This is a genomic window from Floridaenema fluviatile BLCC-F154, from assembly GCF_041929135.1.
In the GTDB taxonomy this organism is placed as follows: Bacteria; Cyanobacteriota; Cyanobacteriia; order Cyanobacteriales; family Aerosakkonemataceae; genus Floridanema; species Floridanema fluviatile.
On the sequence record NZ_JBHFNS010000092.1, the window covers coordinates 252,771 to 270,316 of the forward strand.

General features: G+C 40.9%; 16 protein-coding genes. 8 read left to right on the plus strand and 8 right to left on the minus strand.

Translation table 11 applies throughout. The annotated features are described in order from the left end of the window. Positions 1 to 51: 51 nt before the first annotated feature. A complete protein-coding gene (locus tag ACE1B6_RS26825) occupies positions 52 to 1,212 on the minus strand; it encodes a SpoIID/LytB domain-containing protein (RefSeq protein ID WP_413260387.1) in 1,161 nt (386 codons plus the stop codon). 225 nt (positions 1,213 to 1,437) lie between these two features. Here ACE1B6_RS26825 and ACE1B6_RS26830 point away from each other — a divergent pair, with 225 nt between their 5' ends. Beyond that, on the plus strand, positions 1,438 to 2,370 hold the full coding sequence (locus ACE1B6_RS26830) for a ribonuclease Z (protein WP_413260349.1): 933 nt from the start codon (positions 1,438 to 1,440) through the stop codon (positions 2,368 to 2,370). A 116-nt stretch (positions 2,371 to 2,486) separates the two neighbouring features. Here the strand turns inward: ACE1B6_RS26830 and glgX are convergent, their stop codons facing one another. The 3 genes from glgX to cobU form a co-directional block, all read right to left on the minus strand. After that, on the minus strand, positions 2,487 to 4,601 hold the full coding sequence (gene glgX, locus ACE1B6_RS26835; RefSeq protein WP_413260350.1) for a glycogen debranching protein GlgX: 2,115 nt from the start codon (positions 4,599 to 4,601) through the stop codon (positions 2,487 to 2,489). A 252-nt stretch (positions 4,602 to 4,853) separates the two neighbouring features. Then, positions 4,854 to 5,324 carry a hypothetical protein gene (locus ACE1B6_RS26840; RefSeq protein WP_413260351.1) on the minus strand — a complete coding sequence of 157 codons (471 nt, stop codon included), beginning with the start codon at positions 5,322 to 5,324 and terminating at the stop codon, positions 4,854 to 4,856. Positions 5,325 to 5,552: 228 nt separating this feature from the next. Then, positions 5,553 to 6,113, minus strand: coding sequence for a bifunctional adenosylcobinamide kinase/adenosylcobinamide-phosphate guanylyltransferase (gene cobU, locus ACE1B6_RS26845; RefSeq protein WP_413260352.1), 561 nt, complete (start codon positions 6,111 to 6,113; stop codon positions 5,553 to 5,555). A 252-nt stretch (positions 6,114 to 6,365) separates the two neighbouring features. Between cobU and ACE1B6_RS26850 the strand changes: the two genes are divergently transcribed. The 3 genes from ACE1B6_RS26850 to hpsU all read left to right on the plus strand — a co-directional run bounded on the left by ACE1B6_RS26850 (position 6,366) and on the right by hpsU (position 8,951). After that, on the plus strand, positions 6,366 to 7,283 hold the full coding sequence (locus ACE1B6_RS26850) for a glycosyltransferase family 2 protein (protein ID WP_413260353.1): 918 nt from the start codon (positions 6,366 to 6,368) through the stop codon (positions 7,281 to 7,283). Positions 7,284 to 7,363: 80 nt separating this feature from the next. Beyond that, on the plus strand, positions 7,364 to 8,347 hold the full coding sequence (locus ACE1B6_RS26855) for a glycosyltransferase family 2 protein (RefSeq protein ID WP_413260354.1): 984 nt from the start codon (positions 7,364 to 7,366) through the stop codon (positions 8,345 to 8,347). A 58-nt stretch (positions 8,348 to 8,405) separates the two neighbouring features. Further along, positions 8,406 to 8,951 carry a hormogonium polysaccharide biosynthesis acetyltransferase HpsU gene (gene hpsU / locus ACE1B6_RS26860; protein ID WP_413260388.1) on the plus strand — a complete coding sequence of 182 codons (546 nt, stop codon included), beginning with the start codon at positions 8,406 to 8,408 and terminating at the stop codon, positions 8,949 to 8,951. A gap of 98 nt (positions 8,952 to 9,049) precedes the next feature. On the opposite strand, the gene ACE1B6_RS26865 is transcribed toward hpsU, so the two are convergent. Both ACE1B6_RS26865 and ACE1B6_RS26870 read right to left on the minus strand, forming a co-directional pair. Continuing rightward, complete coding sequence (locus tag ACE1B6_RS26865) at positions 9,050 to 9,469, minus strand: DUF3011 domain-containing protein (protein ID WP_413260355.1); 420 nt, start codon at positions 9,467 to 9,469, stop codon at positions 9,050 to 9,052. 178 nt (positions 9,470 to 9,647) lie between these two features. Further along, positions 9,648 to 10,229 (minus strand): rhomboid family intramembrane serine protease, encoded by a 582-nt coding sequence (locus ACE1B6_RS26870; RefSeq protein WP_413260356.1) that lies wholly within the window; start codon positions 10,227 to 10,229, stop codon positions 9,648 to 9,650. A 532-nt stretch (positions 10,230 to 10,761) separates the two neighbouring features. Here ACE1B6_RS26870 and ACE1B6_RS26875 point away from each other — a divergent pair. Further along, positions 10,762 to 11,496: a DUF4114 domain-containing protein gene (locus ACE1B6_RS26875; RefSeq protein ID WP_413260357.1), complete on the plus strand. Its 735-nt coding sequence runs from the start codon at positions 10,762 to 10,764 to the stop codon at positions 11,494 to 11,496. An 88-nt stretch (positions 11,497 to 11,584) separates the two neighbouring features. Here the strand turns inward: ACE1B6_RS26875 and truB are convergent, their stop codons facing one another. Together truB and ACE1B6_RS26885 are read right to left on the minus strand one after the other, a co-directional pair. Next, a complete protein-coding gene (gene truB / locus ACE1B6_RS26880) occupies positions 11,585 to 12,484 on the minus strand; it encodes a tRNA pseudouridine(55) synthase TruB (RefSeq protein WP_413260358.1) in 900 nt (299 codons plus the stop codon). A gap of 27 nt (positions 12,485 to 12,511) precedes the next feature. Continuing rightward, complete coding sequence (locus tag ACE1B6_RS26885) at positions 12,512 to 14,212, minus strand: alpha/beta hydrolase (RefSeq protein WP_413260359.1); 1,701 nt, start codon at positions 14,210 to 14,212, stop codon at positions 12,512 to 12,514. 363 nt (positions 14,213 to 14,575) lie between these two features. Here ACE1B6_RS26885 and guaB point away from each other — a divergent pair, with 363 nt between their 5' ends. The 3 genes from guaB to ACE1B6_RS26900 all read left to right on the plus strand — a co-directional run bounded on the left by guaB (position 14,576) and on the right by ACE1B6_RS26900 (position 17,535). Beyond that, positions 14,576 to 15,760 (plus strand): IMP dehydrogenase, encoded by a 1,185-nt coding sequence (gene guaB / locus ACE1B6_RS26890; RefSeq protein ID WP_413260360.1) that lies wholly within the window; start codon positions 14,576 to 14,578, stop codon positions 15,758 to 15,760. 105 nt (positions 15,761 to 15,865) lie between these two features. Continuing rightward, a complete protein-coding gene (locus tag ACE1B6_RS26895; protein ID WP_413260361.1) occupies positions 15,866 to 16,333 on the plus strand; it encodes a phosphoribosyltransferase in 468 nt (155 codons plus the stop codon). A gap of 5 nt (positions 16,334 to 16,338) precedes the next feature. Then, positions 16,339 to 17,535 carry a UbiD family decarboxylase gene (locus tag ACE1B6_RS26900; protein WP_413260362.1) on the plus strand — a complete coding sequence of 399 codons (1,197 nt, stop codon included), beginning with the start codon at positions 16,339 to 16,341 and terminating at the stop codon, positions 17,533 to 17,535. Positions 17,536 to 17,546 lie beyond the last annotated feature (11 nt).

A 17,546-nucleotide genomic window follows, 5' to 3' on the forward strand; every position in this document is an offset into this window, starting at 1 on the left:
CCCCCCTGCACCCCTGCCCCCCTGCCCCCCTGCCCCCCTGCCCCCTAAATCTCATCTCACCTTAATTCTGGCTAAACTCGCTCCCCGGTAATAATGCTGGAGGATTTGTTGGTAGTTTGCGCCTTGGCGAGCCATTCCGTAAGCACCCCACTGACTCAAACCGATACCATGACCAAAACCTCGACCATCAAAACGGAAAGAGGATGGTAGAGATTTATTATTACCTTCTGGAGTGACGCTGAACCAAGTACTTCTTAAACCAAAGAGGCGCTGCAATTCTGCACCACTCATAGTTCTCGAACCTTTGTCACCAACAACTTTCATTGTCAGAACTCGCCCGAAGGGAGAAACTCGTTCCGCTGTCAAAGATTGAACTTGTCCGACACCGCTAATCCGGCTACTTAGTTGTTGTGGAGTAAAAGATTTTGTCCACTGATAACCGGGAGTTCCTTGATCGAAGTCTCGGACAGCACGTAGGTAGGGTAAGGCTTGTGGACCCCAAACGTTTTCCACGTTTTCCGTATGTCCTCCAGAGGAGGCGTGATAAGCAGCTAAAATCAGTCTGCCTCTGTAGGTGAGGACTTGTCCGGCGGTAGCATCTACGGCGGTGTAAAAGCTGGGTGATTCAGTTTCTACACCTCGATAAACTTGCCACGCGATCGTATCTCCAACATCAAACAACCGATTTCCTCTAGTTTGCCGTTGGTAAAGGGCATAAGTACGGGCAGCTACAGCTTGAGCTTTTAATGCTTCTTGGGGCCAATTTGTATAAACTTCGCCTCCCAGGACGCTGTAAAGGTATCTTTCCAGGTCTACATAATTGACTGCTGTTAAACCTCGGTTTGTCGGTACAACTAGGGTGCGTCCTCGATACCACTTATCCCCAATCCAGACAAATCCTTTGTTGGTCGGTTCTACCCACAAAGCATTGGATTGCCAACGATTCATTTTCACTCTACCGCTGTCGGTTTCAGCCACAAAAGCGTTGAGTGGGGCAATCTCTCCTACAGGTTTGCCAGTGGCATCACGGACGATCGCTTTCGTCGAACTACCAATTTTGACTTGGTTAGCATTTTCTTCGATCGCCACTCGCAATTCCAACGCCGCTTGAGCAGGCGCAACTAAAAGCATCCAGAACAACAGCGACAACCAAAAATTTTTTCCTGATTGCGGAATTAACTGTTTCTGTTTTGCAGATAAAAACGAGAACATCAAACTTTTGGCTAGCATTTGGTCAAAACCTCCTCACACGGCGGAGAATCGAGGTTACAAACTGTTTTTATGGTTGAATTTGGCAAAAAAATTTCTTTTGGTTTAGCTACGCTAGACAGTCCTCTAGAATACCTTAATCGGGTCAATAGGTAAAGAAAAACTTTTTCCTGGTTAAAATGTCAATAGGATAATCCCTGAAATTTTAGTAGGTTTAGCTTAATTTAAGTGCAGATTACTTTTTTTGGCACAAGTTCCGGTGTCCCAACGCGATCGCGCAATGTTTCTAGTGTTGCTTTGCGCTTACCTCAGCGTGCAGAAGTTTGGCTATTTGACTGCGGTGAAGGTACTCAACATCAGCTGTTACATAGTGATTTGAAAATTAGCCAAGTCACTCGCATTTTTATTACCCATACCCACGGCGACCATATTTTTGGTTTGATGGGTCTATTAGCAACCTATGGTTTGGCTGGCAATCCCACTAGAATAGATGTTTATGGGCCGCCCGGTCTAAATGATTACATTAAAGCTTGCCAACGTTACTCATTTACTCATTTTTCCTATCCCCTAAAAGTCCATACTGTTCAACCGGGAATAGTTTATGAAGATGACGAATATATTGTTAAATGTGGGCTTTTAAAACATCGAGTCACTGCTTTTGGTTATCGAGTCGAAGAAAAAGACCGTGCCGGACGTTTTGATGTGGAAAAAGCCCAAGAATTAGGCATTCCTTCCGGCCCAATTTATGGCAAACTCAAACGAGGCGAAACAGTTACTTTACCCGATGGACAAGTAATTAATGGCGCTGATTTATGCGGCCCTACTCAAATAGGACGTAAATTTGTTTACTGTACAGATACCGTTTTTTGTGAAGGCGCTGTTGAATTAGCCCAAGATGCCGATTTGTTAATTCATGAAGCTACTTTTGCTCATCAAGATGCTGAATTAGCTTTTCAAAGATTACATTCTACTTCGACAATGGCAGCACAAGTGGCTTTAACAGCTGGCGCAAAACATTTAATTATGACTCACTTTAGCCCCCGCTATGCCCCAGGTAATGATATTCAATTAAATGATTTGTTACAGGAAGCAAAAGCCATTTTTCCTAATACAACAATGGCTTATGATTTCTTAGCTTATGAAGTTCCGCGTCGGGAGTAGGGGACTGGGGATTGGGGACTGGGAACTGGGTACTGGGAAAGTCTTGAGTTCTGAGGTTTTTTCTTATCTGCTCTTATTGCCTAGTCCCCAGTCCCCAGTCCCCAGTCCCCAGTCCCTTATTTAGCAACTAAAATTACCACCGATCGATCTCCGACTAAAATCCCGTCTTGTTCCGTTAAAACGGGCTCATTTCCCGGTTGGTAAATATCTTCAGGAAAGTCAAGCCAAGTATTAACAAAAATGTGCCATTGTACTTCTGAGGGTAATTTGGGTAATTCAAACCAGTGGCTTTCCCAGTGCATATTCATTGCTACATAAATTGAGTCGTCTTTGACTGTTCCTCCTTTGGCGTGTTTGCCACAAACCATAAAAGCTAAGGTGCGACAATAGCTTGCCCAATCAGGTTTCCAGGCGTAAACACCATGCCAACTAATATCGGGATAACCGCTTTCCATATAGTCTTTATTGCGGAAGTATTCCCGATTTCTTAATACAGGATGGAGATTACGAAAAGCAAGGCAATTTTTCACGAATTGGAAAAAGTCTTGATTAGTTTCTAATAAATTCCAATTTAGCCAACTTAACTCTGAATCGTGGCAATAGGCGTTATTATTTCCTTGTTGCGATCGCGCCATCTCATCACCCATTAGTAACATCGGTATGCCTTGACTCACTGTTAAAATGGCGATCGCATTCTTCATTTGCCGTCGGCGCAATTTAATTATTTCTCGATCGTCAGTTTCGCCTTCAACTCCACAATTCCAGCTAAAATTATCATTCGATCCATCTCGACTTTCCTCACCATTAGCTTCATTATGTTTTTCGTTATAAGCTACCAAATCTGCTAAAGTGAAACCATCATGGGCAGTAATAAAGTTTACTGAACTATCCACAGTTCTCTCTGTCCAAGCATACAAATCCGGCGAACCTTGAATCCGTTGCACCATTTCTCCGACTAAAGGATCGCCTTTAATAAACTTCCGTACTGCATCCCGATATTTACCATTCCACTCTCCCCAACGGTCATAATTGGGAAAAGAACCAACTTGATAAAGTCCGCCAGCGTCCCAAGCTTCAGCAATTAATTTACACTTAGCTAAAACAGGATCGTAAGCTAAACTTTCTAACAATGGTGGATTAGTTAAAGGTACACCTTTGGTATCCCTTCCTAAAATCGAAGCTAAATCAAATCTAAAACCATCAATGTGATATGTTGATGCCCAAAAACGCAAACAATCTACTACAAATTGTCTCACGATTGGATGATTACAATTGAGCGTGTTACCGCAACCACTAAAGTTATAATAAAGCCCTTCGGGAGTGAGCATATAATAGGTTTTATTATCTAAACCTCGAAAAGAAATAGTTGGGCCATTTTCGTTTCCTTCGGCGGTATGGTTAAACACTACATCTAAAATTACTTCAATGCCATTTCTGTGTAGTTCTTTAACTAAAGTTTTTAGTTCAGTTGCTTGATTTCCATATTTACCTGTGGCAGCATAACCAGCTTTTGGAGCATAAAAACCTACAGTATTATAGCCCCAGTAGTTAAATAATCTTTCATCATTAAAGGGATTATGTCGCGTGTTATCTAACTCGTCAAACTCAAAAATTGGCATTAATTCTACACAGTTAATTCCCAATTCTTTCAGGTAGGGAATTTTTTCTTGTAGTCCGGCAAAAGTACCTTGGTGTTCTGGTTTAACTCCAGAGGAAGGGTGACGAGTAAAACCGCGGACGTGCATTTCGTAAATAATTAAATCTTCGGCGGGAATTTCTAATGGTCGATCGCCTTCCCAATCAAATTCTTTACTAATAATTTGTCCCCGATAAGGGTAAATATCATCCTCTCTTAAAGAATTTCCCCAAACATCTCTACCACCTACACAAGTAGAGTATGGATCTAGAAGAATCTTGTTGCGATCAAATCTGTGACCTGCTTCCGGGTTGTCAGGACCATCTACACGATATCCATATTCTAAGTCTTCGTAATTTGGTAAACCTAAAACAATCATGCTCATCACATTACCTAAGCGAAACTCACTAGGAAAAGGAATTTCAGCATAAGGTTCTGAGGCATCTTTTTTGAATAATACTAATGTTGCTGCTGTGGCGTGACGAGAGTAAAGAGAAAAACTCACTCCTCCTGGTACTGGAGTAGCACCAAAAGGAATAGGTTGTCCTTGTAGTAATTTGAAATTACCGTAAGTGTAACTGTGATAAACTGCCATGTTCTATGTTTACAAACCTCATGAATCCTCTTATTGTCTCAGATTCAATCTAGTTTGGTTCCCCATCAGATCTAATCTTTAGATTGTCTGAATTTTCCAGCTTTTTTTCTGTTACATAAATATCAATTAGATTCTAATTTGATAGAACTAAATTTAAGTATACTTTCCTTAAAATTACTCTATCTATTGTAAAGAAAAGTGGAAAAACTTAAAGGAATATTTTCACACTTAACTCGGAATCGGAATCCAGGTCTATTCTACTTTTTCCTTGAGATTCTCCCTAGAGGATTGTTCTAGATCCTCACTTCTTTCTTTTTTTAGCAAACGGCTAATTAAATCATTTAAATGTACTTGGGTGTCAACTGGCGATCGCGGTAAAGGAGTCTCCAAATTAGGCCAAGTGGGTAAATCAGAGCAAGGACAATTATTAGGTGGTAAACCTAAATTTCTGACTGGAATTGGCATGGAACAACGAGCGCAAGGATTTAAATCCCAAGTAGGTGTCAGCAATTCGGCAATAGTTTCTTGCGTACCTTCGAGATAACAATCGCCAGAATCAGGTGCAATTATTCGCTGCCAACATTCTCCAAATTCGTCGCTGTAGCGATCGCCTTGGATCACTCTTTGAGGCAATAAAGCTTCTCTGCCATTGCGAATCAAAACTCTCTTTCCTAGTTGAAACCAATAGGCAATGTATTGTTTAACTTGTTCTTCAGATGCCATAACTTTTAATTCAATCTCTGGTTAAAACTAGGGACCAAGAGATATTATCTCGAATATCTCACAACTATCTCCTCATCTTAGTTTGTTTTTTGAAATTATGTTTCCAGCTGGCAGAGGATTAACTCAGCTATAAAAAGGAATAAATTTTCCGGCTCAATCAATCATAGCCTTTATGAATCTTCTCCCAAGAGAAAGAAATTATTTATTTCCCCAGTTTGGTAATCGTAATTATTCTTTGTTGTTTAAGGGACTACCCAATTGACTTAAATTTAAAACATGACCTGCTGTGACTAAATAAGTGGGATTGGCGATCGCTCCTACTTCACGTACCAAACTGCCTAAGCGATCGCGAAAAAGTCTACCTGCTGGATATGCCGGAACTACACCCCAGCCTGTTTCCTCTGCTACAAATATGACATCACAATCACAATTCTCAATAATTTCTAACAATTCTTTTAAGATTTCCTGCCATTGAGTTCGATCGTACTCTAATAAATTAGCTACCCATGTTCCCAAAGAATCTACCAGTAAGCAAACACTACTTTTTGCCGACTCAATAGTTGCGGCTAAATCCACAGGTACTTCCCAAGTTTGCCAACTCGCTGGACGGCGTTGAGCGTGTTGCGTAATTCTTTCCATCCACTCGCTATCATCAAGATTTTTGGTCGCAGTAGCTACATAAATCACAGATTTTCCTGATGCTAATGCCAAGGATTCCGCCCACTCACTTTTCCCCGATCGCGCAGGCCCAGCTACTAAAATTACTCGTTTTTTAGATGGTTTAGTCATAAATTAATGATACCTAAACAAACTGGGCAATCAAACCTGAGCTTTTTCCCTACGTAATCAAAGGTACTTAATAATTATACCCGTGTCAAAGATTTCACGGATATCTACCAGGAGTTTTATTTGGTAGCATGAGAAAAGCTCATGGCTAATTTTTTTTAGTTCATCTCCAAAAAGTAATAATTAAAACTTTTGGTGACAAATGTAGCTTTTCGTAAACCAGCGATAAGCTAGTTAACAATTAGGCGGAAGTTTATGCCGAAAATTTCTGCAATTATCTGTACACATAATCGAGAAAAATATTTAGGTGCGGCTATTGATAGTTTGCTAGCACAAGATTTTCCAGATTATGAAATAATTGTTGTAGACAACGCTTCAAGCGATCGCACCCGTGAAATAGTTCAAGCACGCCCTAGCGTGAAATATATATACGAATCAGTCACGGGATTATCAGTAGCTCGCAACACGGGCGCTCAATCAGCAACAAGTCAGATTCTCGCTTATCTAGATGATGATGCCGTAGCTAGCCCCCATTGGCTGAGCGTGCTGTACACAGCTTATCAAAGCAACGAAAAACTAGCGATCGCTGGAGGCAAAGTTACATTAATTTGGCCTGAAGGTATCTTACCCCCAGCTTGGCTGTCCGACGACTTAGCGGGAAATTTGGGTGCTTACGATCTGGGTGACAAAATAGTTTATATCGATCGCCCAGGCTTAACTCCAAGAGGCTTAAACTATTCAATTCGACGCAAGTTTTTAGCAGAAATCGGAGGTTTTGACATTAACCTGGGTCGAGTCGGGAAAAAATTACTATCCAACGAAGAACTACTAATGACAGAACAAGCTTTAAACCGAGGTTGGCAAGTCGCCTATCTCCCGGAAGCTTTAGTACAGCATAACGTTTCCCCAGAAAGAATCAACCCCCAATGGTTTTTCAGCCGGGGTTGGTGGCAAGGCATCAGCGAATATTACCGCGAACAACTAGTCGGAAAAGCTGGAGTCAAGCAACTAGGAAGAGGTGGCGAACGCTTGATGTATGGTGTTTATAAAACAATGAAATATTTTCGCTATCCCGATCGAAGGTTTGAAAATTTAGTCTATAGCTACGGTCAAATTGGATATTTAATGAGCGTAATCATGGGGTTATTTTCTGCCACCAAGCGGGAAAAATAATATCAGGCAATGAGTGACTTTCTCCGAAAGCTAAATTGCTGATTATCTTGAAGTTTATTGCTAAATTAAGCACCACTAACATGACTGCCACAGCCCAAAAAATCCCGGTTTCCGTGCTGATTCCAGCTAAAAACGAAGAAGCTAACTTGCCAGCTTGTTTAGAAAGTGTCGCAGTAGCAGACGAAGTTTTTGTCGTGGATTCCCAAAGCAGCGATGCCAGCGGGGAAATTTCCCAAAAATATGGCGCAAATGTAGTTCAGTTTTACTTTAACGGTCGCTGGCCGAAAAAGAAAAATTGGTCATTAGAAAATTTGCCCTTCCGCAATGAGTGGGTGTTAATTGTTGATTGTGACGAACGCATTACCCCAGAACTGTGGGCAGAAATTGCCGCTGCCATTGAAAACCCAGATTACAACGGTTATTACTTAAATCGGAGAGTCTTTTTCCTGGGAACTTGGATTCGTCACGGTGGAAGATATCCTGATTGGAATTTACGTTTATTCCGTCACCAAAAAGGCCGTTATGAAAACTTAGGAACCGAAGAAATTCGCAACACTGGTGATAATGAAGTTCATGAGCACGTAATTTTAGAGGGCAAGGTTGGATATCTAGAAAATGATATGCTTCACATTGATTTTCGCGATGTTTATCACTGGTTAGAACGACATAATCGTTATTCTAATTGGGAAGCTCGCGTTTATTTGAACTTGTTAACTGGTAGAGGAGATGATGGGACGATCGGCGCTAATATTTTGGGGGATGCCGTTCAACGCAAACGCTTTTTAAAGAAAGTTTGGGTGCGCTTACCTTTTAAACCAACTCTGCGCTTTTTGCTCAGTTATGTGTTTCAATTAGGCTTTTTGGATGGGAGAGCCGGATACACTTATGCTAGACTTTTGAGCCAATACGAATATCAAATTGGGGTAAAACTCTACGAATTACGCCGTTTTGGTGGTCAGTTAAACAATGCCCCACAACCCGCTACTCCCCCAAAAACTCTAACACCCACAACCGATCCGGCTACCCCTAGCGATTCTAAAGCTTATGACTCAGTGGGTTCCTGAACCAGTCGATCCAATTTCTGCATCCAAAAAAGAGTCTTGGTTGGATGCAGAACCTTGGATGGATTTACGGAAGTACGATCAATCAGGTTTCGATCGCGGTCGTTCCGGTTGGGTAATTTTACTGTGGTGGTTGGTGCAAGCGATCGCATTTCCCCTAACACCCCACCAACTCCACGCACCCAGATCTGCTTTACTGCGTTTATTCGGTGCCAAAATCGGCAAAGGAGTCGTGATTCGACCCACCGCCCGCTTCACCTACCCTTGGAAAGTAGAAATCGGCGATTACAGCTGGATTGGTGACGACGTAGTTTTCTACAGTTTGGATGACATTCGTATCGGTTGTCACAGCGTCATTTCCCAAAAATGCTACCTTTGCACCGGAAATCACGACTTTCAAGACTCAACTTTTAGTTTAGTTACTGCGCCGATTGCGATCGGTAACGGCGTTTGGGTAGCCACTGATTGCTTCGTTGGCCCAGGTGTAGAAATTGGTGCAAATACAATAGTCGGCGCACGCAGTAGCGTCTTTCGCTCTTTGCCAGCAGGACAAGTTTGCTGGGGTAGTCCCTGTCGTGCCCATCATCCGCGAACAATGAAAAAGTAAGTTTGGGGATTGGGGATTGGGGATTGGGGACTGGGGACTGGGGAGATGGGGGAGTTTAGAGTTTTCCTCGCCTCTGCCCCCCTGCCCATCTGCCCTCTCTAGGGACAGGGAACTCTTCGGGAGCGACGAACAGGGCGTTTTCGGTTTCCTGTATAGAAAGTTTCTTCTTCGATACAATACTCTTCGCGATCGCGATCGCGATTGCGATCCCAATCCCGATCGCGATCGCCCTCATCCCAGCCACCACTTGACCGAAATTCAGCGCGACATCCGTTTCTTACCCAAACAAAACCTCTGCCGTAATCCCAATCCACACCACGTATGCAAGAAGCGCGAGATAATTGTCTGTCCAGGAATACGCCACGTCTGGTATTAATTGAACATTTTGTAGTTTGAAAATTAACGCTTTGGCAAATAGTAACAGTTTGAGCCGACGCAGACTCAGCAATAATAATAGTAGCTGCAACTGCAACAACAGCAGCACCAGCTAAAGCAACTTTTTGACACAAATTGGTCATCAGATTAAACTCCTCACTTTACAGGGCTTAGGTAGCTTTTGCATCTGCCCCCCGATAGACCAACAGTATCGCTAAGTTAAGTTCCTCTCGTCAACTGTCTTGATTTTTCGGCATTTTTAATTAGCGGATTGGGTAATTGAAATGTGTTAACGGTTACTAGGATTGTTGCTGCTAGAATTCAGCGTTTTGGTTGGGAAAGTAGACGAGCAGCGATCGCACCACCCACAAAGCCAAATAAATGCCCTTGCCAAGAAATTCCCATTTGGTTTGGTAAAACACCCCAAATCATACCACCGTAAATCAACAGAACAATTAATGATAAAAGAATCGATCCGGGACTACGTTGAAAATAGCCTCTAAATAGTAAATAACCCAGATATCCAAACACAACTCCACTAGCACCAATATGAATACTATTAGGTGGTGCAAATAACCAAACACCTAGACCACTAACTAACATTGAAATGGCAGTAACAATGAAAAAATCGCTGGTTTCTCGTAACATAATTAACCAGCCAAGAGTCACGAAGGGAATGGTATTAGCTGCTAGGTGTACGAAGTCTCCATGTAGAAATGGTGCGAATAAGATGCCCCGCAGTCCAATAGCTGAACCGGGAACGATCCCAAAGTAATTCAGTCCACCGCGGAAAACAATTAGGTCGAAAAATTCCATAATCCACATTAGGGCAACAGTTCCACCCAAGATCAACACCTGGGCTTTTAACTCATTGATAATTCCTCTTGCATTATCCCGACTCATTTCTTTTCCTCTGGTATAGTAAGTTGTATTTGTTCTAAGTTAGCAACTTCATAGGGAATTTTTGGTAATCCAGATAGCTTACAGGGCTGTGGGAAAGTTAGGTGGCAAAAACCTGGGTTAGTTTTGGGTGTCTGGAAATCAACATTTTTAGCGATCGTTTTTATTCTATATATTAATCCCAAAGGTAAAATTACAGTATAACTACTTATTAAAATTTGGCTTGGTCAGCATAAATACGTAATAACCGCAGGAAAAAATTTTTTGCAGAATTATTTTTGCAGGAATTAAATTTAAATAAGAATTTTTAGTAAATTCAACCATAAAGTTAAGTAAAACTTTAAATTAAACGATCGACAGCTTCAGGAAATTTATCGCTACATTTTAGCAAATTAACAATACTTTTACATATAACTTGATTACTATGAAGATTTAATTAAACCGGGGCAAAACTATTGCTGCCTACAAAATATTAGAAGAAATTAATAACAGAGCGAAAATTTTTGATCCTTACAGCAATTCGAGGAATAGATAGATGCAATCTAAATTTTTAACTGGATTAATCATTGCTACAGCTTCAGTTACTAGCATTTTTTACACTACAACTGCTCGTGCTTTGCAATTAAGTAATTCAATGTGGGCTGAGTTCAATCAATATGTTCAACAAGAGCGTTTACAACTTCAAGGAGCCGAGCTTTTAGAGCTAGATCCTACTAGTTTAAGATGGGCAAATGGTGTGAATGACGCAGAGATTTACTTTATTAATGAAGGAGCAAGTTTTAGAAACGCTCTTTACTATTCTGTAAATAATGGCCCAGAACAGTTAATTTGGGGTGATATTGCTTCTCCCAATAGCATTATCAAAGAAGCAAATGGGCCAATGAGTTTAGGTCAAGGTTTCAGTTTAGGCAGCTACCAAGGCGATACTCAATTATCTTTATTTCTTGCTCCTAATGGCAGCAACACTCGGCGCTACGGTGCTGTTGCTGAGAACAACCCAGATGGATTACAACACATGGTTGCTTATAATGTGAAGGCTGGTGGCGAAAACTGGGTATTAATCGGTTTTGAAGATTTGTTTGGAGCTAAAGGCGCAACTGGTGGTAGCAACCAAAAATCTGACCGCGATTTTAATGATGTAGTGGTTGCGATTCGTGGTATTGAAGGTACTGCGGTAGGCGTACCTGAACCTTCTGCAATGCTGGCTTTGTTGGGTGTAGGTTCTTTCTTAGGGTTGCGTCGTCGTCACCAAAGCACGAATGAAGCTTGATGAAGACAGACAAGATTGATAATAAAGTTGGTTTGTGGGAAAACGACTGAAGTCGTAACTACAAACTTCATTTGTTCCCTGTCGATGTTTACTCCGGTGCAAATACCATTTGCGGAATTAACAAGAAATTCTCATCGGTGTTCAGTAGTTTACCAATTCCTAAAAAGCGTCGATCTTCATGATAAATCTGTTGGAAATCTCCTAGATGTTCGGGCAGAATATTTGATAGGAGAATTCGTTGACCTTGACACCAAGCTTTAGCTTCCTTTGCTGATAAGTTGATTGTTGCTAAATGTTTTAATGCTGCTGCTGGTGGAATGGGATTAAATGTTCCTTGTTCTATTTGAGTTTCTAACTCTGGAAAAGTCAAACTTTCGGTTAATCGTAATCCACAACTGGCGGTACGAGTTAAGGCGGCGAGTGTTCCCCCTGTTTGTAAAGCTATGCCTAAATCTCGTGCGATCGCTCTAATATAAGTACCAGGCCCACAAGCAATTTCTAAGTCTAGTTCGGGAAATTCTCCGCTACGCCAATCTAAGATTTCTATTTGATGAATTTCCACAGGTCTAGAGGTAACTGTAATAGTTTCTCCGGCACGGGCTAAGTCATACAACCGTTTACCTTGCACTTGAATTGCACTATAATTAGGTGGGATTTGTTGAATAGTTCCTTGAAATTTTTCTAGAGCTATTTTCACCTGTTCTAAAGATAATTTATCTGCCGACTTTTCGGCAATTATTTCTCCTTGTAAATCGTCGGTAGTGGTAGTTATTCCTAATTTAATAGTGGCGCGATATGCCTTATCTTCTCGCAGGTATTGTAACAGGCGAGTTGCTTTGCCTAAAGCTATGGGTAAAACTCCTGTTGCTGCGGGATCTAATGTGCCACCATGTCCGACTTTTTTTTGGCGTAGGAGACGGCGAACTTTAGCTACGCAGTCGTGAGAAGTAATACCAAATGGTTTGTTTAAGTTGAGAAAACCTTGCACGATTTAGTAATTAAGAATTGATGATTTTTAGTTGCGTTTATTAGGTGAGATCACCGTTGCTGGTGAGGGACGTTCTAAAGCTAATTGTAACTCAGCTTCGGTGAGCGATCGCACCAAACCCAAAGATAAAGGTTCTTGACTCAAATATTGAATGTAAGCTGGAGTTAGATAAGCTTGATATTCGGGTCGATCGGCAACATATAATTTAAAGAAAGCCACACTCAAAGCTTTCATGTAATCACGCGCTAACTGAGGATTTGGGCCAATTACTGATAACGGCAAAGGTACACTAGATTCCGACTCAGCTAAAGTGGAAAAGTGCGTTCCGTTATTCATAATTAATAAATATCGGTTGGGGTTATTTAACCAAGTAAAAGGCGCAATTTGTTCTGGCAAAGCGGGTGCAACTGTATCAGCAGTACCCGCAACTATAGCGACGGGAATATTAATATTATTCAATCCATCTTTGCCAAAAACACTACTACCGATCGGATTAATTGCGATCGCTGATTTTATTCTCGGATCTCGTAAGTTATAGTTATAATTTGGTAAAATTAAAGCCCGACATTGCAGTAATAGCGACAAATTCCAAGAAGAATTAATCCTCGCACAATCCTTTTGCAAACTCTTAAAATTGATATCTGCACCCGCCAAAGTTAAAGCAGTATAACCCCCAAAAGATTGACCAATAATTCCCACTTCTTGAGTGTTTAAGCGACCTCGATAAAATACATCAGTTTGGGAAAGTCTTTCTAATTCATCGAGGAGAAACTTCACATCTAAAGGTCGATTAATAAACTCGTAAGGTTGTGCGACTTCTTCCGCTTTACCTTCAAACAAATTTTGTAATTGCTGTGCGTTACTACCCGGATGTTCTAAGACAGCAACCGCGAATCCGTAGGAAGCTAAATGTTGAGCTAAATAAGCATAAGTTTCGCGATCGGAACCTAAACCATGAGAAATTACAATTACTGGTGCTGCGGTTCGTTGCTGATTAATATTATCAGGAATTGGTACATAAATATCGGCTTTCAAACTGCGGTTACGGCGCAAATCTAGAAATTGTTTTGTTTGTTTGTTAACAGTGTAAGATCCGGGTTGACGTAAGTTGGATAATGCAGCTATTTTTACCGGAGTTTGATTAGCAACTAAAGTAGCTGCTTCTTGATTTACAGCTGCGATCGCTTTATTAGATTGTTCAATTAATTTCGATAAATCATCCGCTAGTTGTAAACCTTTTACTAAATCAATTCTGACTCCAGACGCAGGAAATTTGCGTAACACATTTAGTAAGGTAATTCCCTCTGGATCGTTAGCAGCGGAAATTAAAGCTTGTTGAATTGCTTGGGAACCATATTCTCCTGATTCTGTCTGAATAACTTGTCCTAATCTTCGCAGTAAAATTTCTGCTTGGGGAGTGTTGAAGAATTGGGAAACTGCGATCGGTCTAACTTCTAAACGTTTGAGTAAAATCCGGCGCAACTGCTCTTGTTGTTCGAGTTTAATATATTGAATATAAGGTGCTAAATCCTTGTTAACTACACCTCTTTTGGCATAAGCTTCCAAAGAATTGACAGAAATTGTCCGTTCTAATATATCTAAAGAAACTTGCACTCTTTCTGCCGATTTTGCCGGAAAAGTAGATCCCATAGTTGTCAGCAGAGAAATTCCTAGCAAAATTCCTATCCAGTTAAAAGACTTGTGGATGGAGTAATTTAATTGACGCATAATGAGGAGGTTTAACCAAGATAAATTCTGCTATCACAGAAGGGTCGATCGATCGCTAAACTCACAGATAAATATTTATTCAGAAATCGAGTAATGCGAGACTAACCAGAAACTCAATTTGTTGGGTTTTTGGATAAATTATCAGGATGAACGACGATCTATCTCTATACTGACTGAGAATCTCTAAAACGTCGAGAATTATGTGATGTTCGCGCTAGCTAGTGCAGCTTGGCAGAGATAAATATCTTCTGGCACTAGAGGTAAGTATTTCTGCAAGCAATGCAAAATGGCTACAGAACAGAAGTATAATGTTTGCCGATACAGCCTGTAACTAGATAGTAAAAGATCTAAGTAAAAAAGCAGATGATTACACCAGAAACCCAAATACCTCTAGGTTTAACATTCGATGACGTTTTACTTGTACCGCAACGCACGAGTGCCAGAAGTCGAAAAGAAGTGGATGTATCAACCAAGGTAACAAAAGGGATCGACATCAAAACTCCCGTAATTTCAGCAAATACCCCTTGGTGTACGGAAGCAGCGATGGCGATCGCAATGGCTAAACAGGGAGGAATTGGGATCATCCATCGCATGACAACGATGGAAATTCAAGCTGCTTTGGTAGAAAAAGTCAAAAGTGCAGTAATCGATCGAGCTATTTTCCCTAAAGCTTCTGTAGATGCCAACAATCTTCCTCTAGTAGGTGCGGCTATTGGTACTAAAGATGACTATTTAGAACGAGCAAAACAATTAATCGATAAAGGTGTAGATATTTTAGTAGTTGACATAGCTCACGGTCACGCTGATTATGCACTAGATACTATATCCAAACTGAAAGCACTTTATCCTCAGATCGATCTCATCGGTGGCAATGTAGCGACAGCTGAAGCTGTAGCAGACTTTATCGCAGCTGGTGCTGATGCCGTCAAAGTAGGTATTGGCCCTGGTGGAGTTTGCACAACTCGCTTAGTTGCTGGCGCTGGTGTTCCGCAACTAACCGCAATTATAGAATGTGTTAATGAAGCCCGGAAACAAGGAATACCAATTATTGCAGATGGTGGGATTCGCACTTCGGGAGATATTGCTAAAGCGATCGCAGCTGGCGCATCAACAGTAATGTTAGGCAGTATGTTAGCCGGAACAGATGAAAGTGCCGCACAATTAATGGAAATAGATGGAAATCTCTACAAAATCTCCACAGGCTTTCCCAGTTTAGGTGTAGAACTAACCCTGAAAAGAATTAGGAATGAAGAGATTACAGACAAGGAAGTAAAAGAATATGTACCAGAAGGAGTAGACGCAACTTTTGAGTATAAAGGGTCAGTAGCAGATGTCCTAACTCAACTTGTTGGTGGATTACGTTCAGGAATGAGTTACTCTGGTAGTTTGTCAATTGCAGAATTTTGGGAGAAAGCTCGTTTTATTCGCGTTACTCCAGCCGGACAAGCAGAAAATAAACCTCATATCCAAACAAAAACTACTCAAATTCATCCCAACTACCGCAGTTTGGTTGCTCAAAAAAGTTCCGGGCAAAATTCTTTTGACTAAACCATGATTGCGGTTTATTGATAACCTTGCTGATTCAGAGGGCTGAAAAGCCAAATATAACCTGGGTGGAAAAGAGCCGAAAAATGTTCGATATTTTCAGAGAAAATGCACTATATATCTTGGGATGAAATCAATGGTTTGGTTCGCTTGATAGCTGATGAAGTCAAGCAAAAATCAATAGATACAATTGTGGGAATTTCCCGATCGGGACTGATTCCCGCAGTTATGTTATCTCACACTTTAGGCGTGCGAAACTTTGCCGTTCTTGATATTATCCGCACCACTTCAGATGATATCAATGCAGAGAAAACAGGGGCGAACTACAGAGGGATACTGAATGAACAATTCATCAAAGGTAAAAACGTTTTGCTGGTAGATGACATAGTTGGTGAAGGGATGACAATACGTAATGCCAAGCAAATCTTAAAAGATTTGGATGCTAATGTGGTGTCGGCAACTTTGGTGATCAATCAAGATAATTTAGGGACAACTTCTCCCGAAGAAGTAGTTGACATCTGTGGTTGTATTGTTCATGGGTGGGTGATTTTCCCTTGGGAAGGTAAGGAGAATTAACCAAGATGCGGAACGCCCTTAAATTGACGAAATTGTTTATGGTCAATCAACAAATTGACCCCGATCTTGGCATTACTCACTTTATTAGTCAGTGGATCGATCGCTACGGCTACTATCCTACTTTCCAATTCAATCAAATTCAGAATTATCCCTCATTTCGAGTAATCATGAATTTGCTCACCCAGGACTTATTCCGAACTTATTTAAACGTAAAACCGGAAGAGAGTATTGGTGGTGTACTGGCTAATCGTTTGAATAAAAGCCAAGCTAAAGTTATCAGAGAAGCAACTCTAGCAACTGAAGAATTAAACGGACTAGGAAGCTTGCCAATAATGCGTCATCAGCCTAGAGATGTTGGCAAATACATGACTTCATTTATTGGCAGTTTAGTCGATCCTGATACAGGCGCAATTAATTTGGGAATATATCGGATCTTGATCGTTGGAAAAGATCGCGCAGTGATTTTCATGGACCCCCGCACCGACGCTTACAAAATTGCTGCACGTTGGCATTCTCGGGGAAAAGAGGCTTTAATCACTTTATTTAATGGTGGCCCATTGAGTACCTATTTGGCAGCAGCAGCGGCTATTGCACCAGATATTGACAGTTACGAAACAGCCGCCAAGTTAGCAGATCAACCTATAATTATTGACGATAATTCCTATCCACCAGCACCAATAGAATCAGAAATTGTGATTCATGGTAAAGTTCTCCCAGAGTTAGCTAATGAAGCTCCTTTTGGGGAATTTAAAGGATATTATTCCCCAGAGACACAAAGCCCAGTGATCGGCGTTGAAAAAATTACCTGTCGTCCTTCTCCCTATTTTCTAGGGATATTTTGTGGCAAACAAAGTGGATTAACTTTAATGTCTCTCCAGAACGAGTTTTTGATTTTTCAACATTTGCAGAATTTGGGTTTTGCCATTAATGAAGTTAGCTGTCCTCATGAAGCTTTTGGAGAGTTTTTGACCTTGGTTGAAACGCCAAATCCTTCCTCAGAAATCCTTCATGCTACTATGAATTTTGACAAAAGAACTAAAATAGTTGTAGTGGCTGAAAATATTAAATATGCTTTAAAGGAGCTTTCAATATTCGATTTTGACGTTCATAATGAACCATATATTAAAAGGGGTAAACGTCAAGGTGAAAGATTAGGTATTGTAGTTAATCGCACGATCGAATATCAGTGGACTGAATATTAACACTATTTTGG